The organism is Kitasatospora sp. NPDC048722, assembly GCF_040650235.1.
In the GTDB taxonomy this organism is placed as follows: domain Bacteria; phylum Actinomycetota; class Actinomycetes; order Streptomycetales; family Streptomycetaceae; genus Kitasatospora.
In genome coordinates this window covers 1-26,330 of the sequence record NZ_JBEZGX010000008.1, presented here as the reverse complement: position 1 = coordinate 26,330, position 26,330 = coordinate 1, and the positions used below count along the sequence as shown (strand labels likewise).

23 protein-coding genes and 1 pseudogene are annotated in these 26,330 nt (G+C 74.0%); 14 read left to right on the top strand and 10 right to left on the bottom strand.

From position 1 onward, the window contains the following. Positions 1-64: 64 nt before the first annotated feature. The 3 genes from AB0C76_RS08660 to AB0C76_RS08650 all read left to right on the top strand — a co-directional run bounded on the left by AB0C76_RS08660 (position 65) and on the right by AB0C76_RS08650 (position 4,585). A complete protein-coding gene (locus AB0C76_RS08660) occupies positions 65-1,714 on the top strand; it encodes a cellulose synthase catalytic subunit (RefSeq protein ID WP_359961729.1) in 1,650 nt (549 codons plus the stop codon). 122 nt (positions 1,715-1,836) lie between these two features. Further along, positions 1,837-3,945: an acyltransferase family protein gene (locus AB0C76_RS08655; RefSeq protein WP_359961726.1), complete on the top strand. Its 2,109-nt coding sequence runs from the start codon at positions 1,837-1,839 to the stop codon at positions 3,943-3,945. Between the two features lie 190 nt (positions 3,946-4,135). Next, complete coding sequence (locus tag AB0C76_RS08650; RefSeq protein WP_359961723.1) at positions 4,136-4,585, top strand: nuclear transport factor 2 family protein; 450 nt, start codon at positions 4,136-4,138, stop codon at positions 4,583-4,585. A gap of 113 nt (positions 4,586-4,698) precedes the next feature. Here the strand turns inward: AB0C76_RS08650 and AB0C76_RS08645 are convergent, their stop codons facing one another. Next, complete coding sequence (locus AB0C76_RS08645; protein ID WP_359961721.1) at positions 4,699-5,352, bottom strand: hypothetical protein; 654 nt, start codon at positions 5,350-5,352, stop codon at positions 4,699-4,701. 152 nt (positions 5,353-5,504) lie between these two features. Here AB0C76_RS08645 and AB0C76_RS08640 point away from each other — a divergent pair, with 152 nt between their 5' ends. Genes AB0C76_RS08640 through AB0C76_RS08630 form a run of 3 tightly spaced genes read left to right on the top strand, consistent with a single transcriptional unit; the run spans position 5,505 to position 6,878 of the window. Then, positions 5,505-5,735, top strand: a complete 231-nt coding sequence (locus tag AB0C76_RS08640; protein WP_359961718.1) for a hypothetical protein — start codon at positions 5,505-5,507, stop codon at positions 5,733-5,735. 52 nt (positions 5,736-5,787) lie between these two features. Then, positions 5,788-6,282, top strand: coding sequence for a hypothetical protein (locus tag AB0C76_RS08635; protein WP_359961715.1), 495 nt, complete (start codon positions 5,788-5,790; stop codon positions 6,280-6,282). Further along, the gene (locus AB0C76_RS08630; RefSeq protein ID WP_359961711.1) at positions 6,279-6,878 is read left to right on the top strand and encodes a class I SAM-dependent methyltransferase; all 600 of its coding nucleotides are present in this window, start codon (positions 6,279-6,281) and stop codon (positions 6,876-6,878) included. Before AB0C76_RS08635 ends, AB0C76_RS08630 begins: the two co-directional genes overlap by 4 nt. A gap of 93 nt (positions 6,879-6,971) precedes the next feature. Here AB0C76_RS08630 and AB0C76_RS08625 read toward each other — a convergent pair whose 3' ends face one another. From AB0C76_RS08625 to AB0C76_RS08600, 6 genes are all read right to left on the bottom strand, one after another. After that, a complete protein-coding gene (locus tag AB0C76_RS08625; protein ID WP_359961710.1) occupies positions 6,972-7,499 on the bottom strand; it encodes a hypothetical protein in 528 nt (175 codons plus the stop codon). A 41-nt stretch (positions 7,500-7,540) separates the two neighbouring features. After that, a complete protein-coding gene (locus AB0C76_RS08620; RefSeq protein ID WP_359961708.1) occupies positions 7,541-8,206 on the bottom strand; it encodes an HD domain-containing protein in 666 nt (221 codons plus the stop codon). Further along, entirely contained in the window at positions 8,203-9,300 is a 1,098-nt protein-coding gene (locus AB0C76_RS08615) for an SDR family oxidoreductase (RefSeq protein ID WP_359961705.1), read from the bottom strand. The genes AB0C76_RS08620 and AB0C76_RS08615 overlap by 4 nt, the downstream gene beginning before the upstream one ends. A gap of 76 nt (positions 9,301-9,376) precedes the next feature. Beyond that, positions 9,377-9,955, bottom strand: a complete 579-nt coding sequence (locus tag AB0C76_RS08610; RefSeq protein ID WP_359961703.1) for a TetR family transcriptional regulator — start codon at positions 9,953-9,955, stop codon at positions 9,377-9,379. Positions 9,956-10,015: 60 nt separating this feature from the next. Next, a complete protein-coding gene (locus tag AB0C76_RS08605; RefSeq protein WP_359961700.1) occupies positions 10,016-10,633 on the bottom strand; it encodes a histidine phosphatase family protein in 618 nt (205 codons plus the stop codon). A gap of 193 nt (positions 10,634-10,826) precedes the next feature. Next, positions 10,827-11,771, bottom strand: coding sequence for an oxidoreductase (locus AB0C76_RS08600; protein ID WP_359961697.1), 945 nt, complete (start codon positions 11,769-11,771; stop codon positions 10,827-10,829). An 86-nt stretch (positions 11,772-11,857) separates the two neighbouring features. Here AB0C76_RS08600 and AB0C76_RS08595 point away from each other — a divergent pair, with 86 nt between their 5' ends. The 4 genes from AB0C76_RS08595 (at position 11,858) to AB0C76_RS08580 (ending at position 16,927) form a co-directional block, all read left to right on the top strand. Beyond that, the gene (locus tag AB0C76_RS08595; protein WP_359961694.1) at positions 11,858-12,850 is read left to right on the top strand and encodes a DUF5937 family protein; all 993 of its coding nucleotides are present in this window, start codon (positions 11,858-11,860) and stop codon (positions 12,848-12,850) included. 164 nt (positions 12,851-13,014) lie between these two features. Next, positions 13,015-14,496, top strand: coding sequence for a glycerophosphodiester phosphodiesterase family protein (locus tag AB0C76_RS08590; protein ID WP_359961691.1), 1,482 nt, complete (start codon positions 13,015-13,017; stop codon positions 14,494-14,496). 391 nt (positions 14,497-14,887) lie between these two features. Next, positions 14,888-15,847: a D-2-hydroxyacid dehydrogenase family protein gene (locus AB0C76_RS08585; RefSeq protein ID WP_359962119.1), complete on the top strand. Its 960-nt coding sequence runs from the start codon at positions 14,888-14,890 to the stop codon at positions 15,845-15,847. A gap of 42 nt (positions 15,848-15,889) precedes the next feature. Further along, positions 15,890-16,927 carry a hypothetical protein gene (locus AB0C76_RS08580; RefSeq protein ID WP_359961688.1) on the top strand — a complete coding sequence of 346 codons (1,038 nt, stop codon included), beginning with the start codon at positions 15,890-15,892 and terminating at the stop codon, positions 16,925-16,927. Positions 16,928-16,937: 10 nt separating this feature from the next. Here AB0C76_RS08580 and AB0C76_RS08575 read toward each other — a convergent pair whose 3' ends face one another. Beyond that, entirely contained in the window at positions 16,938-18,539 is a 1,602-nt protein-coding gene (locus AB0C76_RS08575) for a M4 family metallopeptidase (RefSeq protein ID WP_359961685.1), read from the bottom strand. Between the two features lie 271 nt (positions 18,540-18,810). Here AB0C76_RS08575 and AB0C76_RS08570 point away from each other — a divergent pair, with 271 nt between their 5' ends. The 4 genes from AB0C76_RS08570 (at position 18,811) to efeU (ending at position 23,278) form a co-directional block, all read left to right on the top strand. Beyond that, positions 18,811-19,620 (top strand): ATP-binding cassette domain-containing protein, encoded by an 810-nt coding sequence (locus AB0C76_RS08570; protein WP_359961682.1) that lies wholly within the window; start codon positions 18,811-18,813, stop codon positions 19,618-19,620. A 152-nt stretch (positions 19,621-19,772) separates the two neighbouring features. Next, positions 19,773-20,921 carry an iron uptake system protein EfeO gene (efeO, locus tag AB0C76_RS08565; protein WP_359961679.1) on the top strand — a complete coding sequence of 383 codons (1,149 nt, stop codon included), beginning with the start codon at positions 19,773-19,775 and terminating at the stop codon, positions 20,919-20,921. 202 nt (positions 20,922-21,123) lie between these two features. After that, positions 21,124-22,404 carry an iron uptake transporter deferrochelatase/peroxidase subunit gene (efeB, locus tag AB0C76_RS08560; RefSeq protein WP_359962116.1) on the top strand — a complete coding sequence of 427 codons (1,281 nt, stop codon included), beginning with the start codon at positions 21,124-21,126 and terminating at the stop codon, positions 22,402-22,404. A 46-nt stretch (positions 22,405-22,450) separates the two neighbouring features. After that, on the top strand, positions 22,451-23,278 hold the full coding sequence (efeU, locus tag AB0C76_RS08555; RefSeq protein ID WP_359961676.1) for an iron uptake transporter permease EfeU: 828 nt from the start codon (positions 22,451-22,453) through the stop codon (positions 23,276-23,278). 339 nt (positions 23,279-23,617) lie between these two features. Here the strand turns inward: efeU and AB0C76_RS08550 are convergent, their stop codons facing one another. Together AB0C76_RS08550 and AB0C76_RS08545 are read right to left on the bottom strand one after the other, a co-directional pair. Beyond that, positions 23,618-26,176 (bottom strand): FtsX-like permease family protein, encoded by a 2,559-nt coding sequence (locus tag AB0C76_RS08550; protein WP_359961673.1) that lies wholly within the window; start codon positions 26,174-26,176, stop codon positions 23,618-23,620. A gap of 61 nt (positions 26,177-26,237) precedes the next feature. Continuing rightward, positions 26,238-26,330 (bottom strand): annotated as a pseudogene (locus tag AB0C76_RS08545) (ABC transporter ATP-binding protein); the annotation flags it as partial.

Genomic DNA, 26,330 nt, shown 5'->3' with positions numbered 1-26,330 from the left:
CGGCCCGCGCCGGACACCCGGTCCGGGCCGGCCCGACGACCCTTTCCGCCCCGACAACCACCGAATGCCCGCTCCGCCCGGCGACGACGAGCTCTACTGGTACTTCGGCCCGCAACGCCGCTGGGTACCGCTCTGCGCCACGCTCTCCTACGCCGGAGCCACCGCCACCCTCGGTCTGTTCGCCCTGAGCCGGCCGCTGCTCTGGCCCTTCCTGCTCCTCACCGTCCTCAACGCGGCCACCTGGCTGCTCTCGCTCACCGACGGCCAGCGCGCCCGCCGCTACACGCGCGACTCGCACGACCTGCTGATCCGCGCCTGGCGGCCCGCCCGCCACCCCGGCGTCGACCTGCTGCTGCCCACCGCCGGCGAGCCGCTGGCCGTCCTCGACAACGCCTACCGGCACACCGCCGCCGTCCACTGGCCCGGCGAACTCACCGTGATCGTCCTCGACGACGCCGCCCGCCCCGAGGTGCGCGAACTCGCCGAGTCCTACGGCTTCCGGTACCGCGCCCGGCCCGACCGCGGCCGGTTCAAGAAGGCCGGCAACCTCAACCACGGCCTCGCCGAGGGCGACGGCGAGATCATCGCCGTCCTCGACGCCGACTTCTGCCCGCGCCCCGACTTCCTGCACCACCTGGTGCCCTACCTCGACACCCCCGAGGTCGGCATCGTGCAGAGCCCGCAGTGCTTCGACACGGACGCCGACATGTCCTGGCTCGAACGCGCCGCCGGAGCCACCCAGGAGATCTTCTACCGCTGGATCCAGCCCTCCCGGGACGCGCAGGACGGCACCGTCTGCTGCGGCACCAACGCCCTCTACCGCCGCGCCGCACTGATGCGCGTCGGCGGCTTCGCCGAGACCGACCACAGCGAGGACCTCTACACCGGCCTCTCGCTCGCCCGCGCCGGGTGGACCACCCGGTACGTGCCCGCCCTGGTCGCCAAGGGCATGTCGCCCACCGGCCTGCCCGCCTTCATCAGCCAGCAGTACCGCTGGTGCCTCGGCTCCCTGGCCCTCGTCCGCGACCCGGACTTCCGCCGGGGACCGCTGCCCCGCTCCGCCCGGCTCTGCTTCTGGAACGGCATCCTCGGCTACGTGACGAGCGCGGTGAACGTCTTCGCCGTGCCGCTGCCCGCCCTGATCATGCTGTTCTTCGCCCCGGACGACATCGAACCCTGGCAGGTCCTGCCCTTCCTGCCGCCGATCTGGGTCGCGATCGTCCTGCTGCCCGCGATGTCCCGCACCCGCTGGCGCTTCGAGGTCACCCGCGTCCAACTCCTCGGCGGGCTCTGCCACGTGGTCGCCATCGCGCACGCGCTGCGCCGCCGCAGCGCCGACTGGGTGCCCACCGGCGCCGTGTCGCGCGGCGGTTCGCTCGCCCGGACCGTCGCCCGGATCGGCGTCGGCTGGCTCGGGCTCGTCGTCCTCGCGGGCGCCGCCGGACTCGTCCGCGCCGTCGCGGAACACGGCTGGCGGCCGTACTGGGCGCTGACCGCGCTCCTCGCGCTCACCGCGTACACGATCATCCCGCTCGTCAGGGCCCTGTGGCCCCTGCTGCGCGGCGGCAACGGAGCCGCCGTCGCCGACGTCGCCCCGCCCGCGCGGCGCCGCACCGACCCGGGCTTCGGCCGGGCCGAGGCCGTCGCCGTCACCGCCGTGCTGCTGCTCTGCGGCCTGCTGGCGTCCGGCTGGGCCGACCCGCTGGTCTTCTGACCCGCGCCATCCCCTCCTCCCCTTCCTTGCGCGTCGCCCCACCGGCGCGGACCCGCCGCCCGGCCGCCCCATCGGCCCGGCGGCCCCCGATCACCGCTGCCTGCCCAGCAAGGAGTCCCGCCGTGCCGACGGCCGTACCACCGGCGAGCGCCGAACCGCCGACCTCGTCCGCCTCCGCGTCCCTGCTTCCCGGCGTCGTCCGGGTCGAGCGACCCGCCGCTCCCGTTCCCGTTCCCGTTCCTGTCGCCGGCGCGCCGCACAAGCGTGCCGCCTTCCGTCCCGACGTCGAGGGCCTGCGCGGCGTCGCCGTCCTGTCCGTCCTCGCCTACCACGCCGCCGTGCCCGGCCTCACCGGCGGCTACGTCGGCGTCGACGTCTTCTTCGTCATCTCCGGATTCCTCATCACCGGCCTGTTGGCCGGCAGTTCGTCCGCCCGTCCGATCGGCCTCGTCGACTTCCTCGCCCGCCGCGCCCGCCGCATCCTGCCCGCCGCGGCCGTCGTGCTCGTCGCCACCGCCGTCGCCGGCGGCGTCCTGCTCGACCCGCTGCGCGGCACCGACCTGGCCCGCGACCTGATCTCCGCCGCCGGGCAGTACGCCAACTGGCGGTTCGTCGGCCAGCAGACCGACTACCTCGCCGCCGGGCGTGACCCGAGCCCGCTCCAGCACTTCTGGTCGCTCGGCGTCGAGAACCAGTTCTACCTCCTGTGGGGCGTCCTGCTGCTCGGCCTCGCCCGCTACCTCCACGGGCACCGCCGCACCGCCGCCACCCTCCTCGTGACGGCGGGCGTCGGCGCCGCCTCATTGGTGCTGTGCATCCGGTGGACGCAGACGTCGGCGCCGCTCGCGTACTTCTCCACGGCCGGCCGGCTCTGGGAGTTCGCGGCCGGGGCGCTCGCGGCCCTGCTCGGCGGGGTGCTCGGCCGGGGCGGGTGGGCACTGCGGATCGTCGGGTGGGGCGGCCTCGCGGCCGTCGTCGCACCGGTCCTCCTGTACGACCACACCACGCCCTTCCCCGGCACCGCCGCCCTGCTGCCCGTCCTCGGCACGGCCGCCGTCCTCCTCGCCGGCCCGGGCGGTGCCCCGGACGCCGGAAGGCTCCTCGCCGCCCGCCCGCTGCGCGCCGCCGGGCGCCTCTCGTACGCGTGGTACCTGTGGCACTGGCCGGTGCTGACCATCGCCCAGGCCCGGTACGGCACGCTGTCCTGGCCCGTCCAGCTCGCCCTCGTCGCCGCCGCCGCCCTGCCCGCCTGGCTCACCCTGCGGTTCGTCGAACACCCCTTGCGCTACGGCAGCAGCCCGGTCCCGCGCCGAGGCCTCGCCGTCGGTGCCAGTGCGCTCGTCATCCCGCTGATCGCCGGCCTCACCCTCGGCGGCGGCACCGTCCGCGCCCTCGGCGCCGCCGACGCGCCGACCGTCGCCCCGGCCGGCGCCGTCGACGGGCCCGGCCTGCTCGCCCCCGGCACGCGCCTCACCGGGCTCACGCCGTCGCTCGCGCGCGCCCGCGCCGACTTCCCGCCCGGCAAGGGCTGCGAGATCCCGCTCAACGCCGACACCAGCCCGCGCTGCCTGTTCGGCGACGAGAACAGCCCCGACCGCATCGTCCTGCTCGGCGACTCGCACGCCGGTCAGTGGATCTCGGCCGGCATCGCCATCGCCGGACAGCGGCACTGGGCCCTGGAGGTCCTCGTCAAACCCGGTTGCCCGCTGGCCACCCTCACCGTGCGCAACGACGTCCTCGGCCGGACGTTCGACGAGTGCGACCGCTGGCGCGAGAACACCCTCACCCGGCTCGCCACCGGCCCCAGGCCACGCCTGATCCTCATGGCCGGCCTCAATCGCTACGGCAGCCAGGACGAACGCGCCCGCGGCTGGAGCCGCACCCTCGACCGCCTCGCCGCGACGGGCGCCCCCCTCGCCTACCTCGGCGACACCCCGATGGCCGGCAAGGACGTTCCCACCTGCCTCGCCGCCTCCGACGGCCGCTCCGACGCCTGCTTCTTCCCCCGGACCACCGCCTTCGAGCCCGACCCGATGCTCGACGGCGGCGTGGCGGCGCGGTACGGCGTCCGGGTGGTGGACGTCGGCCCGCTCCTCTGTCCGGGCAGCGGCCCCGACTGCCCGGCGGTCCTGGAGGGCGTGGTCCTGTACCGCGACACCGGCCACATCACCGACACGCTGGCGCGCGTGCTGGCGCCACGGCTGGACAGGGCACTGCTGGGCCCGGCCTGACGGCTGGGTGCTGGGCGCGACGTGCGGTGGGGGCGGGCCGGCCCCGCGTGCTGCGGACGCAGACGGGGCCGGCCCGGGGGCGATCGATCCCGGGCGCCGCCGCGCTGGACAACCGGAGCGCCCAGTCCGTATCGTTGAAAACGGACTCTCCAGTCCGATTCTAGTGACGAATAGTCGACGGAGGCCGACCATGCCCGAAACGCTGTCACCGCGCGAGGTCTTCACGAAGCTGCTCGACGGCATGGCCGCAGGCCGCTACTCCGAACTGGCCGGGCTCTACGCGGAGGACGCCGTGGTGGAGACCGTTTTCGAACCGGTCGGACCGCGCCGCACCGAGGGGCGGACCGCACTCGCGGAGCGGTTCGCGCAGGTCGCCGCGAGCAGTCCCGTCGAGCTGACCCCGGCCAACGTCGTGATCCGGCAGACCGACGACCCGGAGCTGATCGTCGCCGAATGGGACTACCGAGTGCACCACCGGCCGACCGGACGGACCTTCGAGGCCGCCAACATCCAGGTCCTGCGGGTCCGGGACGGCCTGATCACCCACAGCCGGGACTTCCACGACCACGTGGCCCTCATCGCGGCCGACGGTGCCCTGCCCCACCTGGTGGCAGCACTGGACGGCAGGTGGCCGCGCTGAGCGAGGTCGTCGCTCCGCACTCGGGGAAGCGGCCGTGAGGAGTCCAAGTCCCGCATCGCCCGGTGGCCTTGGTCTTCCCCGCTGCACACCCGCGACCCCGTCGAGCCGACCGGCTAGCCGTAGATGCTCCGGCAGAGGCGGGCCTGCTCCGAGTCGGCGGGCCAGCGGCCGAGGCGTTCGGCCTGGTCGCAGAGGGAGCCCGGGCCCTGGGTCGGGGGCGTCCCCGGCGGGCCGGCCCGTCCGGCGGGGGAGGCCGCCGGGGCGGGGCCCGGGTGGGGCGTCGCGTGCGGGGCTCGGCTCGACTTCGGGTGCGGGACCGAGGCGTGTTCCGTCGCCGCCGGCTCCTCCTCCGCGGTGGTCCCGGCGCCGCCCGCATTCGCCGACTCGCCGCCCGCGGGGGTCGGTGCGGGCAGCGGGGACGGCGCCGGCGTCACCGGGGACGGCGAGACCGGCAGCAGGTGCGGCGTCGCCGGGAGGGGCGCGGACGGCGAGGCCGCCTGCGGCACGGCCACCACGGACACCTCGTCGCCCGCCCCCGGCCCGCACATCGCCAGCACGGACGCCATCAGCGCCACCGTCCCCAGCGCCGCGGCCGCCCACGTCCTCCGTGACCGCTTCGGGGCGGGCGCCGGCAGCGGCGTTGCGTCGCCCGGCGGCGGGGGGACGGACGTGTAGGCGGGCCCGGTCGGCGGCGGGGCGGGGACCGGCGGTGGCTGCCAGGCCTGCTGCGGCCACTGCCACTGCCCGCCGCTGGGCTGCCCTGTCATGTCGATGTCCTCCTGCGTCCGGTACCCCCCGGTTCGTGGCGTGCTTCGTGCTCAACGAGCCACCGGGCCCAACGGGCGCGCCGAAGCCCGGACATGACCCGGAAGAGGGTTCCGGACGGGCGCGGATTGCCATCGCGCCACATATTGGGGGCATGGAGACCAACAGCACGTCCGGCCACCTGGTCGATGTCGCGGAGTTCCGCACCGACAGCCGCTACCGGCTGGTCCACTTCGAGGGCCACGGCTGGGAGCCGCTGGCTCCCGAGGAGTTCGAGCCCCGGATCCACCAGCTGTTCCCCGACGTCGACCCCCACGACCCCGAGCGCGTCCACTGGGCCGACCGCCCGTGGGAGTGGCCCGCCTGGCACCCCGGCGAGGCCTGAACCCGTCCCGGGCCCTCCCCCTGACATGATCCGTCGGCGCTAGGCTGTTCGGGTGAGCGACCACTTCTGGCGGCGCCTGCCCGGGCAGGCCGTGGACACCAGCTCGCCGACCGAACTCGGCGCGCTCGTCCCCTCCCGGTACGACGCGGGCTTCGCCGAGCTGACGGCCGCCGGGCTGGCCCTGGCCGTACGGCGCACCGCGCGGCTGATGGCGCTCGCCCTCACCGAGAACGGCCTGCACCCCGACCCGGCGGCCCGCCTGCCCCTCCACGGCGGCGTACCGCGCCCGGCCGGGGAGCCCGACGTGCTCGTGCTGCGCCCCGAACAGGTCGCCGCCGCCTCGGTGTTCCTGCGGGGCTCGGCCCTCGGCGAGCTGGTCCGCCAGCAGGACTCGCTGCTCGCGCGGACCGTCGTCGCGCTCGGCTTCGCGACGCCGTGGTCCGAGACCCTCGCCGCCGAGGTGGTCGCCGACCTGCGGGAGCTGCGGGACTTCTTCGCGGACGCGGCTGCGGCGGGCGACGCGGTGATCATGCGGGGCGCGTTGTGAACGGGCCGGCCGGCACGGCGGGTTACGGTGCCGAGGCGCGGGCGCTGGCCGTCCAGTACGAGAGCGTCACGTTCGCCGAGGTGCACCGTGAGCTGCTCCACCTCTTCCCCGCGCCGCCCGCCGCCGTCCTCGACGTCGGCGCCGGCACCGGCCGCGACGCGGCGGCCCTCGCCGCCCTCGGCCACCCGGTGGTCGCCGCCGAACCCACGCCCGAACTCCGGTGCATCGGCCAGGAGTTGCACGGGGAATCCGGCGTCAGGTGGATCTCCGACGCCCTCCCGGAGTTGCCCTCGCTCGGCGCGGAGCGCTTCGACCTCGTCCTCCTGACGGCCGTCTGGATGCACCTCGCCCCCGCCGAACGCCCGCCCGCGATGGCCTCGCTGGCCCGCTTGCTCGCCCCCGGCGGCCGGATGATCCTCTCGCTGCGCCACGGCCCGGTACCGCCCGGCCGCCGGATGTTCGACGTCCCACCGGAGGAGACGGTCACCCAGGCCACCGCCAACGGCCTGCACCCCGTCCACCGCATCGCCCGCACGGATCTTCACGGTCGGCCGGGCGTGGCGTGGACGATCCTGGCCTTCGAAGCGGCGCCCTGACGCCCCGACGCCCTGACGCCCTGACGCCCGTACCACGCCAACCCGCGGCGCATCCGGGACCTCCGGGCGCCGTGTTCCCGGTCGGTGCGGGCGTCAGCGGAGAATTCCCAACGGGCCGCCCCCCAGCTCCGCTCGGGCCGATTCCACGAATGCGTGCCGGCAATCGCGCTTGGTGGGCCGTTCGGGTGAGACGGTGTTCCGCAGGTGCTCGTGGAGGGCCGTGGTGTACTCGTGTGCGGCCCGACTCGCCGTGTGCGAGCAGACCAGCTCGACGGCCTTCTTGGCCAGCCACAGGTCATGCAGCTTCCGGTCCTCGGGGTCCTCCGAAGCCGGCATGCCGAGGCTCCGGCGATCCAGCACCAACTCGACCTGCTGCGCCGCGGCCAGGAAGCTCAGGATCGCCTCCTTCCGTTCGGCCCGCTCCGCGTCCGTGCGGTGCTGTCGGTCCCGTCGCGCTTCGGCGCGTGTCGTCAGGTGCTGCCCCACGAGCGTCCCGGTGGTCCCCAGGAGGACGCCGATCAGGGCGAGAACCGTGCTGCTGGTAGCTCCATTCACGGTGTACAGCTTGGCGATCGGCTGCCAGGCCCGGTGGCACTTCGTGAAGAACGGTCGCCGGGGCAACCGCGCGAGGCTCTGCGCAGGAAGTCGGCGGGTCCGACTTCCTACGCAGAGGCGGGTTCGTCGTAGTCGTTCCACCCCGACGCTCGCGCACGTTGCTCCCACACCGGCCAGATCTCTCCCGTCGCCTGGCGCACGAGCTCACCCGCCATCGTGAAGGGCGGCGCCTTGTGCGGCTTCTCCAGGGCCTGGCCGACGATGCTGTCGTGGAGGACCGCCGCCGCGCGCAGCCGGGGCAGCGCCCGGTGGAGGCGGTCCGCGTAGCCGTCCGGAAGGGCGGTCGGCCCGCCGCCCAGGTCGAAGCCCGCCCCGAGCGCGACCAGCGCGATCTCCGGCCGCTTCCGCAGGGCGATCTCGCGGTCCGTGTGCAGCGCGACCGCGTCCCACACGACGTCCGTCCGGTCCGGCGGCACGCCCTGCTCCGCCAGGAGGCGGACGGCCAGATCGGCGCCGTCCAGCTCGAACCGCTGGTCGCCGTTGCCCTCGTCACTGAGCCCGCAGTCGTGCAGGACGCAGCCCAGGAAGAGGAGCTCGTCGTCGTAGTCGCGGCCCGGCCGCAGGCCGCGCCGCTCGCCGAGGAGACGTCCGTAGAGGTAGGTGCGCAGGCTGTGGTTGACGATCGCCGCCGGGAGCAGGGTCTTCGCGCGCTGCAGTGTGGCGTGCGCCAGATCCGTTGAGGGCAGGGCCAGCTCGCTGTATTCGGCGCTCACGGGGAGACCCTACCCGGTCGCTCGGCTGCGGGGGCCTGTTCGGCGGCTCCGAAGCCGTCTGCCACCAGGCGGGTGGCCCAGGTGCGGAGGGCGGCCCGGACGGGAGGATGGGTGAGGCCGACGGCGGCGGCCAACTCGTCGGCGGATGCGGTGTCGTAGCGGTCCTCGGAGAGGAAGGTGAGGGTCTCCGGGTCCGCGCCGGTGAGGGCCCGGGGGAGGACGCGGACGACGGGGACGGGGACGAGGCCGCGCGGTGGGCGGACTCCGAGGTGGGTGGCGAGGAGGGCGACGAGGTCCGGGAGGGCCGGGGTCTCCGGGTCGAGGACGGTGTGGGCCGCCGCGGGCGCCCGGTCGTGGACGGGGACGGCGGCGAGGAAGCGGGCCAGGTGGTCGACCGTGACCACCGGGACGAAGGTCCGCCGCGTTCCGGGGAGCAGGGGGAGACGGCCGCGGTGGAGTTGCCGGACGAGATGGGCGAGCCCGAGGTACTGGCCGGCCTCGCCGGTGGCCGAGTGCCCGATGACGCTGCTCGGGTTGACGGTCGTGACGTGGATGCCGAGCCGGTCGGCCGTCACGCGCACTGCCGCGTCGCCGAGGTGTTTCGAGGCTTCGTAGGCGCCGAGGCGGGAGTAGAGGGCGGCGGTCTCGCGGGGTGGGAGCGGGTACCGGGGCCGGGGGTCGCGTCCGACGCGGTAGCCGGAGAGGTGGACGTGGCGGCGCAGGTGGGGGCGGGTGGCGGACCACTGGAGTGCGTGCAGGGCACCGTCGACGTTGGCGGGGTGGGCCTCGGCACGGGTGAGGCCGAACTCGTAGCGGGCGGCGAGGTTGTGGACGTCGCGGATCTCGGCGAGGCCGGTGTCGTCCTCGGGGGTGAGGCCGAGGCCGGGGGCCGTGAGGTCGGCGGCGACGGTGGTGAGGGTGGTGTCGGCGGCGCCGTGGGCCCGTAGCCACGAGCGGAGGGCGGTGTCGCGCGGGCTGCCGGTGCCACCGCGGACGGCGACGGCGACGAGTTCGCCGCGGGTGAGGAGTTCGAGGACCAGCCAGCGCCCGATGAAGCCGGTGGCGCCGAGGACGAGGGTTGTGGGGAGTGGCATGGGGTCCATTCTCTGTAGACCGGTCTGTATATTTTTCGGGCACGCGGAAGGCTTCGGGTGGCCGGGCCCCGCGGCATCAGCCCTTGGCGCCGATGAGGTGCAGCACGGCGTGCTCGGCGTGGTCGAGCGGCTCCCGGCTCCGCCGGACCGACGCGAGCAGCACCGCGCCCTCCATCAGGGCGAGTGCCTGCCCGGCGGCGGTCCAGGCCTCGGCGGGGTCGAACCGGCCGGCCTCCAGTCGCTCGGCGAGGACCCGCTGCCAGCTCTCGTACACCGCCGAACAGACCGCGCGCAGCGGCTCGTTGGTGCCTGCGACCTCCAGTGCGACGGTGGCGATCGGGCAGCCCTTGGCGTAGCCGGAGCGCTCCAGGCGGTCGGCGAAGACCTCGGTCAGGCGCCGGGTGAGCGCGCCGGCGTCGACGCCCTCGGCGGCGAGCGACCTGAGCAGGTCCTCGACCTCCCGTCCGGCCTGGACGAGGGCGGCGGCGACCAACTGGTCCTTGCCCTCCGGGAAGTGGAAGTACAGCGAACCGCGCGGCGCGCCGCTCTCGGCGACGATCTGGTTGACGCCGCTGCCGAAGTACCCCTGCGCCTCGATCAGCGCCCGCGCGCCGGCGATCAGCCGGGCGCGGGTTCCCTCACCCTTGGCTCCCATGGAGGAGAGAATAGACCGGTCTACATATTTTGCCAACGGAAGGGCGTCGGGTCGCGCGGCTCACACCCCGTACCCGGTCGGGAAGCCGGTCCAGCGAAGCTCCTCGGGCAGGTGGCCGAGGTCGTTGAGCACCAGCGGCGAGGGCGGCCGCCCGGGGGCGTACCGGATGACGGTGAGCGAGGCATTGGCATGGTTGAGCCCGAGCCAACGCCACGGCGGCGCATCGAGGGCATGGCGCACGAGCCAGCCGATGAGGAAGTTGTGCGTGACGACGACCTCGTGCCGCTCCTCGTCCCCGGGCACCGGCCCGGTGAACGCGGCCACGGCCTGACGCGCCAGCTCGGGCCCCGACTCCTGGGGCTCGGAACGGGAGAGGAAGCGGAGGAGGAGGTCGGCGCTGTCGGCGGGCAACTCCGCCCGCCCGGGGACGTACGGAACGTAGTCGCCCGCCGCGTCGCAGGCCCGGACGGTGGCCGCGGGCAGGTGCTCGGCGATCAGCCCGGCCGTCTGCGCGGCGCGGGCCAGCGGCCCGTGGTGCACGGCAGAGATCGGCCGCCCCGCCAACCGCCGCCCGAGCAGCGCAGCCTGACGCCGCCCGACCTCCGAAAGGCCGCTCTCGTCCGGCAGCGCCTCGCCGTGCCGGACGAGGTAGAGGTAACGGGCGGCGGTTCCGGCCATGCGAGTACTCCTCGGCACAGTGATCGACTCCCCGAACCGACGCCCCACCCCACCCGGCCGGTTCCGCGCGAGGCTGGGGCAACCCACCAGCCCGCCGCACGCGAGAAGTCGACTCGCTCGACTTTCTGTGTGGGTGGGGTGTCGGGCCGGCAGTGTGCACGGGACGTCGGGCGGGCCGACGTCCCGTGTGGCGTCAGGCCCGGTGGGCGGTGTTCAGGAGGGTGAGGTCGTCGGGGGTCAGGCGCAGGGTGCCGGCGGCGACGTTCTCGGTGAGGTGGGTGAGGTCGCCGGTGCCGGGGATGGCGAGGACGTTGGGGGCGCGGTGGAGGGTCCAGGCCAGGCGGACCTGGGCGGTGCTCGCGCCGTGGGCCTTGGCCACGGCCTCGACCTGCGGCGGCTCGCCGGTGCTCGCGCCGGTGCCGCGTTCGCGGCCGGTGCCGGCGATGGCGTAGAAGGGCACGAAGGCGATGCCCTGCTCGGTGCAGAGGCGCAGCACCTCGTCCTGTTCGGGGGCGGCGCCGATGCCGTACGGGTTCTGGACGCACACGACGGGGGCGATGGACCGGGCCTCGGCCAGGTGATGCGGGTGGATGTTGGAGAGGCCGAGGTGGCGGATGAGTCCGGCCCGGCGCAACTCGGCGAGGGCGCCGAAGCGTTCGGCGACGGAGTCGGTGCCGAGGACGCGCAGGTTGACCAGGTCGAGGTGGTCGCGGCCGAGTTGGCGGAGGTTCTCCTCCACCTGGGCGCGCAGGGCCTCGGGGGTGCGGGCGTGTTCGGCCCACGTGCCGTCGGGGGCGCGGGCGGGGCCGACCTTGGTGGCGATCACGAGGTCGTCGGGGTAGGGCGCGAGGGCGCGGTTGATGAGCTCGTTGGCGGAGCGCAGCGGGGAGAAGTAGAAGGCGGCGGTGTCGATGTGGTTGACGCCGAGTTCGACGGCGCGTCGCAGGACGGCGACGGCCTGGTCGCGGTCGCGCGGGACGGCGTGCGGGGTGAGGGCGGGGCCGGTCTGGGGGAGGCGCATGGCCCCGAAGCCGATCCGGTGGACGGTGCGGTCGCCGAGGGTCCAGGTGCCGGAGGCGGCGGCGTGCACGGCGGGTACGGCGTTGGCGGTGGTGGTCACTGCGCTGTCGGGAGTCATGCTCGACATGATCGAATCTGGGCTAGCCTGACCGCCAATGATTCGGGAATGTGCGAATCCAAGGGGTGGGGTACGGGGGGATGCGCATGGCCGTGGAGACGGAACTGTCGTTCACGGTGGGGGATCTGGCGAGCATGCGCTTCGCCGTCTCGCCGATGTGGGAGCTCGGGCCGAGCCTTCGCCTGCTCGCGTCCGGCCGGGCCCACCCGGTGCACCGTCCGTGGGTCGAGCAGGTGCGGCCCCGGCTCGGCGCCGTCGGGCCGTTGCGCGGCTGGCTCACCGAGATCGTGCCGCCCGCGGGGTACGTGCCGGACTTCGTCAACCCCGCCCCGGCCGGCCCGGCGCCCACGCTCGCGGAGGAACTGGCCGCGATCCGGGCCACGCCGGCCGAGCGGGTACGGCGCGACCTCGACCGGTTGCGGGAGTACGGCGACGGCCTCGGACCCCGGCTGCGCACCTTGTACGCCGACCCGCCGGCCGGTCTCGCGCGGCTCGCGGAGGCGTTCGAGGCGTACTGGAAGGTAGCGCTCGCGCCGTACTGGGCGCGCATCCGCGCCGCGCTGGACGCGGACGTCCTGCACCGCGCCCGGCAGGTGGCCGAGCACGGTGCGGCGCGCGTGCTCAACGACCTGCACGCGGAAGTCCGGTGGTCGCGGGACACGCTCCGGCTGGAGCGCCGTCCGAAGCCGCTGGACCGCCGGACGTCCGGGGCGGGCCTCCTGCTGATCCCGTCCGCCTTCACCGGACCGGGCCCGCTGATGCGGGTCGCGCCGCCGGACCCGCCGCAGCTCGCGTACCCGGCGCGCGGGATCGGCAGCCTGTGGGCCGCCCGGCCCGCCGCGCCGAACGCGGCCCTCGCCGCCGTCCTCGGCCGCTCCCGCGCGCTCCTTCTCGTCGAGCTGGACGCCCCGGCGTCGACCACCGACCTCGCCCGGCGCACGGGCCTGTCGCCCGCGGCCGTCTCCCAGTACCTGACCGCCCTCCGCGACGCCCACCTGGTGAGCGCCCACCGCGCGGGCCGCTCGGTGCTGTACGCCCGGACTGCCGCGGCGGAGGCGGTCCTGGCGCCACTGACGTGAGTGGGGCCGCCCGGCGGAGGCGGTCGGGTGGGTGGCGAGGCGGCGTCCGCTGCCGGGGCGCCGGGCATGGCAGGCCTGCGAAGAACCTACGAAAAGCCCAATCGTCACGGCGGGTTCCCCGTTTCTTCGGGGAGCATTCGCCGGCCGCGCGTAGCGTGCTGTACATGACATCACGTCAGCTCACCGCCCCCCGCCGCCGACGGACCGGTCTCGTCGCGGCCCTGGTCGCGGCGGCCCTGGGACTCGGGACCGTCGCCCTCACGGCCCCGGCCGAGCCGACGTCGAGCCCGGTCGCCGCGAGCCCCGCCACCAGAAGCCCCGGCGACGTCGTCCTCGAGGAGACCTTCGCCGGCCCCGGCCTCCCCGCCGGGTGGAACCCCGTCGAGGGCGACTGGCGCGTCGAGAACGGCCGACTGGTCGGCGGCTCCGCCGACGCCGCGCGGCAGAGCCGGATCACCTTCGGCCGCCACCTGGACGACTTCCGCTTGGAGGCCACCGCCCGCTTCGAGACCGTCCTGGACGCCACCCGCTGGACGGCCCTCGGCCTGGACGTCCCCGCCGCCGGTACGACGCCGTGGTCGATCGCCACCGTCCGCTCCGGCAGCACCGCCGGCAACGGGCTGGAGTTCGCCCGGCGCACCACCGGCGACACGTGGAACGTCACCGACACCGCCGCCGCACCGTCCGCCGCCACCGGCCGGGACGTGCGGATCGCCGTCGAGGTGCACGGCACCAGCGCCCGCTGGATCTTCGAGGGCCGTGAGGCCCTGCGCACCACCCGGCTGGCCCGCAGCGCGGACGGCGGCCAGGCGCTGCTGGTGAACGGCGCGCGGGTGTCGTTCGCGGCGGTGAAGGTGACGGCGCTCGCCCCGAACGCGTGGATCCGCCCGGCCGGGACGCCGGTGACGGTGTTCGCGCACCGCGGCGGGTCGTCCGCGGCGCCGGAGAACACGCTCGTCTCGGACGAGGTCGCCCGCCGGGCCGGCGCCCAGTGGATCGAGAACGACGTCCAGCCGAGCAGGGACGGCGTCCCGTACGTGCTGCACGACGACACCGTGGATCGCACGACGAACGGCACGGGCCGCGTCCGCGACCTGACGGCCGCCCAGCTCGACGCGCTCGACGCCGGCTCCTGGTTCGCCCTGGCCTACGCGGGCACGCGGCTGCCGACGCTCGCCGCACAGCTGGAGGACCTCCGCACCCGCGGCGGCAACCTGCTCCTGGAGATCAAGGGGCCGCACACCCGCGACGAGGTCGCCCGGATCGTCAAGGAGGTCCGCGGGCACGGCATGACCGACCGGGTCTTCGTGCAGAGCTTCCAGGCGGACGCCCTGCGCTACGCCCGCGAGCTCGCGCCCGAGCTGCCCCTCGGCCTGCTGCGCTCCGAGCTCGACCCCGATCCCGTCGCCACCGCGCGCGACCTCGGCCTCACCGCCTACAACCCGTCGGACGACGCCCTCGTCCCGCGCCCCGGCGTGGTCAAGGACCTGCACGCCGCCGGCGTCGCCGTGAACGTCTGGACGGTCGACGCGCCGGCCCGCTGGAAGGCGCTGGAGGAGGCCGGGGTGGACGGCATCATCACCAACCGCCCGGCGGAGCTGGCCGGCTGGAACGAGGCCTGGCTCCAGGCCGCGGCCGGTCGGTAGTCTGCGGGGCATGAGGTGGCCGACCCCCGAGGACCTGCCGCGGCGCGGCACCGTGACCGCGTTCGACGGCCGTCTGGCGCTCGACCTGGACGCCCGCGTCGCGACGGTCGACGGCCGCGCGGCGCAGCTCACCTTCAAGGAGACGGACCTCCTGCAGGGGCTCGTCGAGCTCGGTGACGGGCCGCATCCGGCCGAGGAGATCATGCGGCGTGCCTGGGGGCTCGACCGGCCGCACGCACGCGACCTCCGGGTGCCGATCCGGATCCTGCGGGCCAAGCTCGGCGAGCCGTCATGGATCGTGGAGGGCCCGCGCGACCACTACGGCCTGCGCGCCGCCGAACCGTCGGGAAGCAGGACGTCCGCGGCGGTCGACGGCACGAGCGTCCCCGCGGTGAAACTCCGCTGCGCCCTGCTCGACGACTTCCAGGGCGTCGGCACGGCGATCGCCGACTGGTTCACGATCGCCGACCGGGTCGAGCCGGTCCCCTTCCGCGAACACTTCGCCACCGAGGACGAACTCGCCGAAGCCCTGGCCGAGTTCGACATCGTCGTGACGCTGCGCGAGCGAGTGCCGTTCCCCGCCTCGCTGTTCGCCCGGCTGCCCCGGCTGCGGCTGCTGATCGCCTCCGGCATGCGGAACTCGGTGATCGACCTCGCCGCCGCCGAGGCGCACGGCGTCACCGTGTGCGGCACCGCCAGCTCCGGCACGCCGCCGGTCGAGCTGACCTGGGCGCTGCTGCTCGGACTCGCCCGCGGGATCGTGGCGGAGAACAACGCGCTGCGCGGGAACGGCCCCTGGCAGAGCACCGTCGGTGCCGACCTGCACGGTCGGGTGCTCGGCCTGATCGGGCTCGGCCGGATCGGCTCCCTGGTGGCGAGGGTCGGGGTGGCGTTCGGCATGGACGTCGTCGCCTGGAGCCGGAGCCTGACGGACGAGCGTGCGGCGGAGGCGGGCGTGCGGCGGGCGGCGAGCAAGGAGGAGGTGCTGCGCGAGAGCGACTTCGTGTCCGTCCACGTCGATCTGAACGAGGGCACCCGCGGGCTGATCGGCGACGCCGAACTCGACCTGATGAAGCCGGCCGCGTACCTGGTGAACACGTCCCGGGCGGCGATCGTCGACCAGACGGCGCTGATCGCCGCGCTCACCGACGGCCGGATCGCGGGCGCCGCCGTGGACGTCTTCGACGTCGAGCCGCTGCCCGCCGACCACCCGATGCGGACGGTGCCCCGGCTGCTGGCCACACCGCACCTCGGGTACGTGACGCGGGACAACTACCGTCGCTACTACGGCGAGGCGGTCGAGGACATCGCGGCCTTCCTCGCGGGCGACCCGATCCGCCGGCTCGGCTGAGCCCTCCACGGGATCGGGCCGGGACCGACGCATACTGGGCGCGTGACGAGCCAGGACGACACGTGGACGGCGGGTCGGCGCGGGGTGCTGCGGGCGGGCGCGGCGGCGCTGCTGCTCGGCGCCGCCGGGTGCGGGAGCGGGAGCAGGCAACCGGTGGCGGAGCCGAGTTCGACGAGCCCGAGCCCCACCGCGAGTCAGGCCCCCGCAGCGAGCCCGGGCCCGACCTCCACGGCAAGCCCCGTCCGGACCCCCCTCCCCAACCCCCCGCTCTGGCAGCCCGGCCCCTCCGAGGTGCAGCCCGACGTCAAGCGCCGCGCCGTCGAGCTGGTTGCCGCGCTCGGCGCGTGGCCGCCCGGCGGGCAGGGGACGCAGGCGGCGCGGGCCCGGGTGGCGGCGCTCGGGCTGCCGCCCGCCCTCGCGGACGCGGCCGGTCCGCTCGCCCCCGCCGCGCCGGAGGCGAGCCTGGAGGTGATCGACGCCCAGTACGGCGGGATCCTGGCCGACTCGGCGAGCGTGCTCGTCGTCTGCCGCCAGTGGACCCGGCAGCCGGACGGCTCGGTCGCGGAGGGCGGCGTCACGGTGGACGTCCGCCTGAGCCGCGCCGATCCGCGCTGGACCGTCACCGAGCTGCACCCCGGCGAGCCGGGCCCGCCCGCCGAGCCGCCGCCCGCGGCGCCGGCGAAGGTGCTGGCGCAGCCCCGGATCGAGCTGCCGCCGGGGGCGCTCGCCGACCTGCGCAGCGGGAGCGTCCACGACAGCGTGACGAACGCGATGCTGGGCCTGGCCGGCACCTACGTGCTGTCGGTGAGCGTCGTGCGCACCGGTCACCCGCTGGACGTCTTCGGCACGACCCGGCCCAGCGACCATCCGCTGGGCCGGGCCTTCGACGTCTGGCGGATCGACGGGCACCCGGTCGTGGACCCGGCGACGCCGCGGCGGCTGATCGAGTCCTTCATGCGGGCCGCGGCCGCCGCCGGTTCGTACAACGTGGGCGGGCCGATCGCGATCCCGGGGGCCGGCAACCGGTTCTTCACCGACGACACCCACCACGACCACGTCCACGTCGGGTTCACCACCTGAGCGGAGGGCGTCAGTTGACCTTGACCGCGCTCCATGCCGCCGCGACGGCCTTGTACTCGGGGCTGTTGAGCCCGTACAGGTCGCTCGCGGCGTTGAGCGAGGCGGTGCGCGCGCCCTTGTAGTTGGTCGTGGACGTCATGTAGACGGTCAGCGCGCGGTACCAGATCTTGGCGATCTTCTGGTTGCCGACACCGGTCACCTTGGAGCCGTTGCAGGTGGGACTGTCGTACGTGACGCCGTTGATGGTCTTGCTGCCGCTGCCCTCGCTGGCCAGGTAGAACCAGTGGTTGCCGACGCCGGAGGAGTAGTGGACGTTGAGCTTGCCGACGGTGGCGCTCCAGCAGTCGGCCGACTTGCCGTCCAGCGAGGGCTTGTCGAAGCGGCGCAGCCACGGCGGGGTGGACTGGTCGCTGAACAGGTAGTCGGGCGTGTCGGTCCTGTTGTTGGCGAACCACTCGACCATGGTGCCGAAGATGTCGCTGGTGGACTCGTTGAGGCCGCCGGACTCGCCGCTGTAGCGGAGGTTGGCGGTGGCGCTGGTGACGCCGTGGGTCATCTCGTGACCCATGGTGTCGAGGTCGACCTGCTCGGGGTCGGTGCTGCCGTTGCCGTCGCCGGTCATCATGCAGAAGCAGTCGTCGGACCACTGGGCGTTGTCCCAGTCGGTGCCGACGTGGACGAAGACGGTGGCGCCCTTGCCGTCGTTCTTGATGCCGTTCCGGCCGAAGGTCTTCTTGTAGTAGTCGTACGTCCAGGCGGTGTTGGCGTGGGCGTCGACGGCCGCGGTGGAGCGGTCGGTGGAGAACTTCTTCCCGTCGCCCCACACGTTGGTGGTGCTGGTGAACGGCTTGCCGGAGCTCGCGGTGATCGTGTCGGCGGAGACGTTGCCGGCGTCCTTGGTGACGTGGCCGCGCACGGGGTCCGCGAGGGTGTACCCGCCGCCGGCGGCCGGGGTGGTGTCGACGGTGACGTCGCCGGTGTACTCGGAGTGGCCGGTGCCGGAGGCCTGGTGCTCCTTGTCGTAGGCCTCGATCTCGTCGCCGGTGGTGGCATCGGTGACGACGACCCGTCCGGCGGGCTGGCCGTGCTCGCCGGTGCCGGCGACGGTGGTGCGCCAGGCGAGGCGGGGCGTGCCGTCGGCGGCCCAGACGACCAGTTCGGGCGTGCTGACGGCGTCGTGGACGCCCGGGGCGGAGGCGATCGCCTTGCCGGCGGTGGTCTGCGGGGCCACGGCCGGGGAGGTGGACGCCACGGCCGGGTCGTGGGCGGAGGCGCGGGTGGAGTCCTTGAGGCGGCCGCGGGCGTCCTGGTGGACGACGAGGTCGCCGCCGACGACGGGCAGGCCCTGGTAGGTGCGGTCGAAGCGGACGTGTGACGAGCCGTCGGCGTCCAGGACGACGTCCTTGAGCACGAGGTCCTGGCCGTCGCCGAACCCGAACACCCCTGCGTTGCGGGCCACGTTGGCGCGGGCCTGGGCGATCGCGGCGTCCCGTCCGGCGGGCGCGGCGGAGGCCGTGTCGGCGGGGACGGTGACGGCGACGAGGGCGGCGATGACGGCGGTGGCGCCGGCTATGCGGGCACGACGGGACACCGACGAGGAGGTGGGGCTCACTCTGACTCCAGTGGGGTGGGGGCAGGGAAACGCGCGTGGCAGGGGACGCGCGTGGTTGGGGAAACGCACGGTAAAGCTCGGGCGAAGTGCGGCCCGCGAACAGCTGCGACCGAGATTGACGGTGATCGGTCATGAATGGCCAGAGGAATAGTCATATCTTTGCCAAGTTGTGTCCTGTGCAGATCAATCCGGCCCGGGGCTGACGGGTGGTGAAGATCCAGCATGTGAACGGTCCATGACGGTCGGTTCGGGGCGGTTGTACCGTGCACGCATGACATCGCCCGCCCCCCTGCTGCGCACCAAGGACGTGGACGTCGTCCGCGACGGCCGCCACCTCCTGCGCGGGATCTCCCTGACCATCCGGCCCGGCGAGCACTGGGCGCTGCTCGGCCCCAACGGCGCCGGGAAGTCCACGCTGCTCGCCCTCCTCGGGGCGGTCTCCCACCCCACCCGGGGTGAGGTGGACGTGCTCGGGCGCCGGCTCGGGCGGGTCGACATCCGCGAGCTGCGCGCCCACCTCGGGCACGTCAACCCGCGCCACCCGCTGCGCTCTCCGCTGACCGTGCGGGAGGTGGTGCTCACCGGGTCCACCAACACCATCGAGCCGGAGTGGCACCGCAAGCCCGCCCCCGAGGTGGTCGAGCGGGCGGAACTCCTGATCGAGACCCTCGGCATGACGGCCATGGCCGAGGCCCCGTGGACGACGCTCTCCCAGGGCGAGCGCGGCCGGGCCCTGATCGCCCGCGCGCTGATGCCGAGCCCCCGCCTGCTCCTGCTCGACGAGCCGGCCACCGGGCTCGACCTGACCGCCCGCGAGCTGCTGCTCGACAGCCTCGACCTGCTGCGCCACCAGCACCCCGACCTCGCCAGCGTGCTGGTCACCCACCACCTGGAGGAGCTGCCGGAGACGACGACCCACGCGCTCCTGCTGCGGGAGGGCGAGTGCGTGGCGGCCGGGCCGGTCGACGAGGTGATGACGACCGGACCGATCAGCGCGACCTTCGGCCACCCGATCCGGATCACCCGCCACGAGGGCCGCTGGACCGCCCGCGCCGCGGCCCGCCGCACCCCGGGGAGCTGACCGCGAGGGGCTGGTTCCGGTGGACGAGGGGGGTGGGTATCGCCGGTAAGGAAATCTTACGTAAGGTATGCCTTAGCTAATCAGGAGGCGCCGACCCGGTCTGCGCCCCGCCACGCCTCGGCACGCCCATGCCCTTTTCCGTTGGAGCCGTCATGCCCGCCCGCCGTCGTACGACCGCAGCCGCGCTGCTCACCCTCGCCGTCGCGACCGCGACGCTGGCCGGCTGCGCGGACAAGAAGGACGACAAGGCCGGCGGCGCCGACGCGGTGAAGATCAACGCCACCGACTCCGCGTGCGAGGTCGCGAAGACCACCTTCCCGGCCGGCCACGTCGTCCTGGACATCAGCAACAAGGGCTCGAAGACCACCGAGGTCTACGTCTACGCCGAGGGCGACAAGATCGTCACCGAGCGCGAGAACATCGGCCCCGGCACCAAGGCCACCGTCAACGCCGAGATCAAGGCCGGCTCGTACGAGATCGCCTGCAAGCCCGGCATGGTCGGCGACGGCATCCGGCAGAAGATCACGGTGACCGGCGAGGGCGCCGCCACCGCCTCCGCGGACCCGCGACTGGCCGCCGCCGTCGACGCCTACCGCGCGTACGCGCAGGAGCAGGCCGACGCCACCGTCCCGGCCGTCGAGGCCTTCGCCGCCGCGGTCAAGGCGGGCGACGTGGAGAAGGCCAAGTCCCTCTACGCCCCCTCGCGCACCGGCTGGGAGCGCACCGAGCCGGTCGCCGAGAGCTTCGGCGACGTCGACCCGAAGACCGACACCCGCGAGGACAAGGCCGAGGCCGGCAAGCCGTGGACCGGCTGGCACCGCCTGGAGAAGTCGCTCTGGGCCGACGGGAGGATCGGCGACGACGAGAAGCAGCTCGCCGACCAGCTCGTGGGCGACCTGAAGGACTGGCAGAAGAAGATCCCCGCCGCGGAGATCACCGCGACCAGCATGGCCAACGGTGCCAAGGAGCTGCTGGACGAGGTCGCCACCAACAAGATCACCGGCGAGGAGGACCGCTACAGCCACACCGACCTGGCGGACTTCAGCGCCAACGTCGAGGGCGCGCAGAAGGCGTACGAGCTGCTGAAGCCCGTCGCCGCCGAGAAGAACCCCGACCTCGCGAAGACCCTGGACTCCGAGTTCGCCTCGATCCAGGCCCTGCTCGCCAAGTACAAGCAGGCCGACGGCACCTTCACGTCGTACGACAAGGTCACCGAGGCCGAGCGCAAGACCTTCTCCGACGCCGTCAACTCGCTGGGCGAGCCGCTGTCGAAGCTGGCCGCCGCCGTGGTCGTCAAGTAGCCGACCGCGCCGTGGTCGGCACCTGACCGACCACGCCGTGGCCGTCGACCCGCCGACCACGCCGTGGTCGTCAAGTCGCCGACCCCCAGCCCGCATTCACCACACCCCACGGCCACCGTGGCGGCCCCGTCCGGTCGTCGCGGCAGCCGTGGACCCCGCAGCACAGAGAAGGGCCCGCCCGCCGATGGACGCCGAGAACCCGATGGACCGCACGGAAACGGCCGCTGCCGCCGCCCCCCGCAACGCGGTCAGCCGCCGCGCCGTCATCGGCTGGGCCGGGGCGGGCGTCGCGCTCGGCGCCGCCGCCGTCGGCTCGGTCGCCGCGGCCACCCGGCAGGACGACCCCGGCCCGGCGCCCGCCGCGGCCCCGGGCGCCGAGGTTCCGTTCTACGGCGACCACCAGGCCGGCATCGCCACGCCCGTCCAGGACCGCCTGCACTTCGCCGCGTTCGACGTCTCCGAGAAGGCCACCCGCGAATCGCTGGTCAAGCTGCTCAAGGAGTGGACGAAGGCGGCCGCGGCCATGACCGGCGGCCGCGAGGTCGGCACCGGCGCCGCCGACGGCCTGCCCGAGGCGCCGCCGGACGACACCGGCGAGGCCCTCGGCCTGCCCGCCTCCCGGCTCACGCTGACGATCGGCTTCGGTCCGGGCCTGTTCGAGAAGGACGGCATCGACCGGTTCGGCCTCAAGGCCAGGCGCCCCGAGGCCCTGATCGAGCTGCCGGGCTTCAAGGGCGACAAGCTCGACCCGCTGCGCAGCGGCGGCGACCTGTGCGTCCAGGCCTGCGCCGACGACCCGCAGGTCGCCGTGCACGCGATCCGCAACCTCGCCCGGATCGGGATGGGGACGGTGGGCATCCGCTGGTCGCAGCTCGGCTTCGGCAAGACCTCCTCCACCACGCCGGACCAGCAGACCCCGCGCAACCTCCTGGGCTTCAAGGACGGCACCCACAACATCGCGGGCACCGACACCGCCCGGCTGGCCGACCACGTGTGGGCCGCCCCCGGCGACGGCCCGGACTGGATGACCGGCGGCTCCTACCTGGTCGCCCGGCGGATCCGGATGCACATCGAGACGTGGGACCGCACCTCCCTCAAGGAGCAGGAGGACGTCTTCGGCCGCACGAAGGGCGAGGGCGCCCCCTACGGCAAGGCCCGGGAGCACGACGACCCGGACCTGAAGGCGATGCCGGCCGACTCGCACGTCGCGCTGGCCCACCCGGACGCCAACGGCGGCCTGATGATCCTGCGCCGGGGCTTCTCCTTCACCGACGGCACCGACGGCCTCGGCCGCCTGGACGCCGGCCTGTTCTTCCTCGCCTACCAGCGCGACACCCGCAAGGCGTTCGTGCCGCTCCAGCAGCGGCTCGCGGCGAGCGACAAGCTCAACGAGTACATCCAGCACGTCGGTTCCGCGCACTTCGCCTGCCCGGCGGGCGTCCGCAAGCCGGGGGAGTGGTGGGGCCAGGCCCTGTTCGGCTGACCGCCGCGACCCTCCCGTACCACCTCACCACCCCCCAGGAGCCCGCGTGTTCGGCAACTACCTGATCGGCCTGCGCGAAGGCCTCGAAGCCAGCCTGGTCGTCTGCATCCTGATCGCCTACCTGGTCAAGACCGACCGCCGGGACAAGCTGCCGCCGGTGTGGCTCGGCGTCGGCTCGGCGGTCGTGCTCAGCATGGCGTTCGGCGCGGTGCTGCAGTTCGGCTCCTCGCAGCTCACCTTCGAGGCCCAGGAGGCGCTCGGCGGCAGCCTGTCGATCGTCTCGGTCGGCCTGGTGACCTGGATGGTGTTCTGGATGCGGCGCACCGCCCGGCACCTGAAGACCGAGCTGCACGGCAAGCTGGACGCGGCGATCGCGATGGGCACCACGGCGCTGGTCGTCACGGCCTTCCTCGCGGTCGGCCGCGAGGGCCTGGAGACGGCGCTGTTCATCTGGTCGGCGGTGCAGGCCACCGACGACGGGTGGAACCCGCTGGCAGGCGCAGCGCTCGGCCTGCTGACCGCCGTCGTGCTGGGCTGGCTGTTCTACCGCGGCGCTCTGCGGATCAACCTGGCGAAGTTCTTCACCTGGACCGGCGCGATGCTGGTCGTCGTCGCGGCCGGCGTGCTCGCGTACGGCGTGCACGACCTCCAGGAGGCCGGCTGGCTGCCCGGCCTGCACAGCCTGGCCTTCGACATCAGCAGCACGATCCCGAAGGACAGCTGGTACGGCACACTGCTGAAGGGCGTGTTCAACTTCCAGCCGGACCCGACGGTCCTCCAGCTGGTGGTCTGGCTCGGCTACCTCGTCCCGACGCTGGCCGTGTTCTTCGGCCTGTTCGGCGGGAAGGCGACGCGCAAGCCCGTCGCCGCCTGACCTGCACGTTCGCCTCGACCGGCCCCGCACGGCAACATGCCGCCGTGCGGGGCCGGTTCATTCCCGCCGACGGAGGGGAGCCGAATCACGCCACGGTCGCGCTCGACGGGCGGACCGCACCACTGTCCGGCCTCCGGCCCATCCCGCCGGACGGGACCGGGCCGCTGATCGCCGACCTGGACGGCGTCGACGCCCGGCCCGTCGTGCAACTCCTCGTCTCGTCGGCAGGGTTCACTACCGGGTCGCTGCAGCCCCCGCACCAGGGTGTGGTGTCCGCGGGGCCGTGGAACGGAAAGGGGCCCCGCGCCGTTGGCGCGGGACCCCTCGTGGTCGGGGCTCCTACTCGCTCTTGATCGCGCCCAGGATGTCCGTCCGGGCGGCCCGGCGGGCCGGCCAGAGGGCGGCCAGCAGGCCGATCAGGGCGGCCGCGACCAGGAAGCCGAGGATCTGCAGCGGCGGCACCACGGTCGACATGCCCTTGAACGTGTCGCCGAGCGTCTTGAGGCCCGCCCAGGCGACCACGATCCCGAGGACCACGCCGACCACGCCGCCGAACAGCGCGATCAGCAGCGACTCCAGCCGGATCATCCGGCCGACGCCGCGCCGGTCGAGGCCGATCGCCCGCAGCATGCCGATCTCCCGGCGGCGCTCGAAGACCGACATCGCCATGGTGTTGACCACGCCGAGCACCGCGATGACGACGGCCATGCCGAGCAGGCCGTAGAGGACGCTCAGGAGGTCCATGATCGTGCGACGGTTCTCCTTCTTGACGTCCGCCTGGCCCTTGACCTCGATCAGCGGGTTGCCGCCGGTCGCGTCGCGCAGCGCCTGCTTCAGCTTCGCGTCGGCGCCGTTGGCACCCTTGACCAGGACCTTGTCCGGCCCGGTGCCGGGCTGGGCGTGCGGGGCGACCACGGCCTCCGGGGCGACGACCCCGCCCAGTACGGAGTTGGACTCCAGGATGCCGCCGACGGTCAGCGAAGCCTTGGCGCCGTCCGGGTAGGTGACCTCCAGGACGTCGCCGACCTTGTGGCCGGTGGTCGACGAGCGGCCCGAACTCACCAGCAGCTTGCCCTGCTTGAGGGCGTCCGCCGAGCCGTCCTGGACCTTGATCGTGACCAGCTGGTCGATGGTGTTCGCGTCGACGGTCGTGAGCCATTCGCCGTCGTCCCCGCCGGTCTCCACCGGGACGACCCGGACGCCGCTCACCGCGGTGACGCCGGGCGCCTTGGCGATCTGCGGGACGACGTCGGGGGAGAGTATCGAGTAGTTCGCCATGGCGACGGTGTAGTCGGCCTTGGAGTCGCTCGCGGTGGCCTCGTCCACGGCCTTGTTCACCGAGGCGCCGACCACCGTCAGCGCGGTGATCAGCATGACGCCGATGGTCAGCGCCGAGGCGGTGGCGGCGGTGCGGCGCGGGTTGCGGACCGCGTTCTCCCGGGCCAGTCGGCCCGGCGTGCCGTACGCGGCGCGCAGCAGCGGGGCGAACAGGGCGATCAGCGGCCTGGCCAGCAGCGGGGTGAGGACGAACACGCCGATCATCAGCACGGCCGCGCCGAGGCCGACGAGGCCGACCGTCCTGCCGACGGCGCCGAACGCCAGGGCGGCCGCGCCGACGGCGGTGAAGACCAGGCCGATCACGTTGCGGAGCAGCAGGCTCTTCTGGGTGGCCGGCTGCTCGACCGAGCTCATCGCCGCCATCGGGGCGATCCGCGCGGCGCGGATCGCCGGCAGCAGGGCCGACAGCACCGTCACCAGGACGCCGACGAGGATCGCGGTGACCACCGTGCCCGGTGCGACCACCAGTGGGCCGTCCGGCAGGTTGGCCTCCAGCGCGCCGTTGAGCACCGAGCGCAGTCCGGCCGCGATGCCGATACCGGCGGCCAGGCCGGCCACCGAGGCGGTCAGGCCGACCAGGAACGCCTCGACCAGGACCGACCGGGTGACCTGCCGGCGGCCGGCACCGATCGCGCGGAGCAGCGCGATCTCCTTGGTGCGCTGGGCGATCAGCATGGTGAAGGTGTTGGCGATGATGAAGACGCCGACGAACAGCGCGATGCCGGCGAAGACCAGCAGCGCCTTGCTGATGACCTTGGTACCGGCCGCGATCATCTTGTCCTGCTCGTCGGCGAGCGCGCGGCCGGTCTTGGCCTCGAAGTCGCCGCCCTGGGGCAGGGTCTGCTGGACGGCGGCGAGCAGCGCGGTGTCGTCGGTGCCCGGCTCGGCCTTCACGTCGAGCTCGGCGAAGTGGCCCGGGCTCAGGTAGAGCTGCTGGGCGGTGGCGGTGTCGAAGGCGGCGAGCGAGCCGCCGGAGACGACGCGAGGGTCGTTGGTGTGCAGGGTGCCGGTGAGCTTCAGCTCCATGACCGGGCCGTTGACGGCCACCCGGACGGTGTCGCCGACCTGGTAGCCGCCCTTCTCGGCGGTCTTGGCGTCGAGGGCGATCTCGGTGGCGTTCCTCGGGCCGCGGCCCTCGACCAGCGGGTAGCGCGGGTCGGTGCCGTCGGTGCCCGGCACGAAGTTGGCGCCGGTCGTCGAGAAGCCGTCGCCGATCAGCGCGCCCTTCTTGTCGGCGATGCCGGCGAAGCCGCTGACGACGCCGCGCGCGTCGGCGGTGCCGGGCAGCGCCGCGACGGCCTTGCGGGTCTCCTCGGTCAGCGGCGCGCTCGTGGCGGCCTTGCCGCCGTGGTCGTAGCCGCGGCCGACGGCGCCCCGGTCGGAGACGGTGACGGCGATGTCGGTGTAGCTCTTGGCGTTCTGCGACCTGAGGGCGCTGCCGAGGGTGTCGGTGAAGACGAGCGTGCCGGCGACGAAGGCGGTGCCCAGCATGACGGCGAGGACCGTCATCAGCAGGCGGGCCTTGTGGGCCAGCACGTTGCGCAGTGCGGTGCGGTACATGGGGGAGAGTCAGTCCTGGTGGGTCTAGGGAGCGTCGGCGCTGCGGCGGGTTGCCGGAGGGTCAGCTGGTGCGGCCCTTGGCGTCGAAGCGGCGCATGCGGTCCAGGACGGTGTCGGCGGTGGGGTTGTGGAGTTCGTCGACGATGCGGCCGTC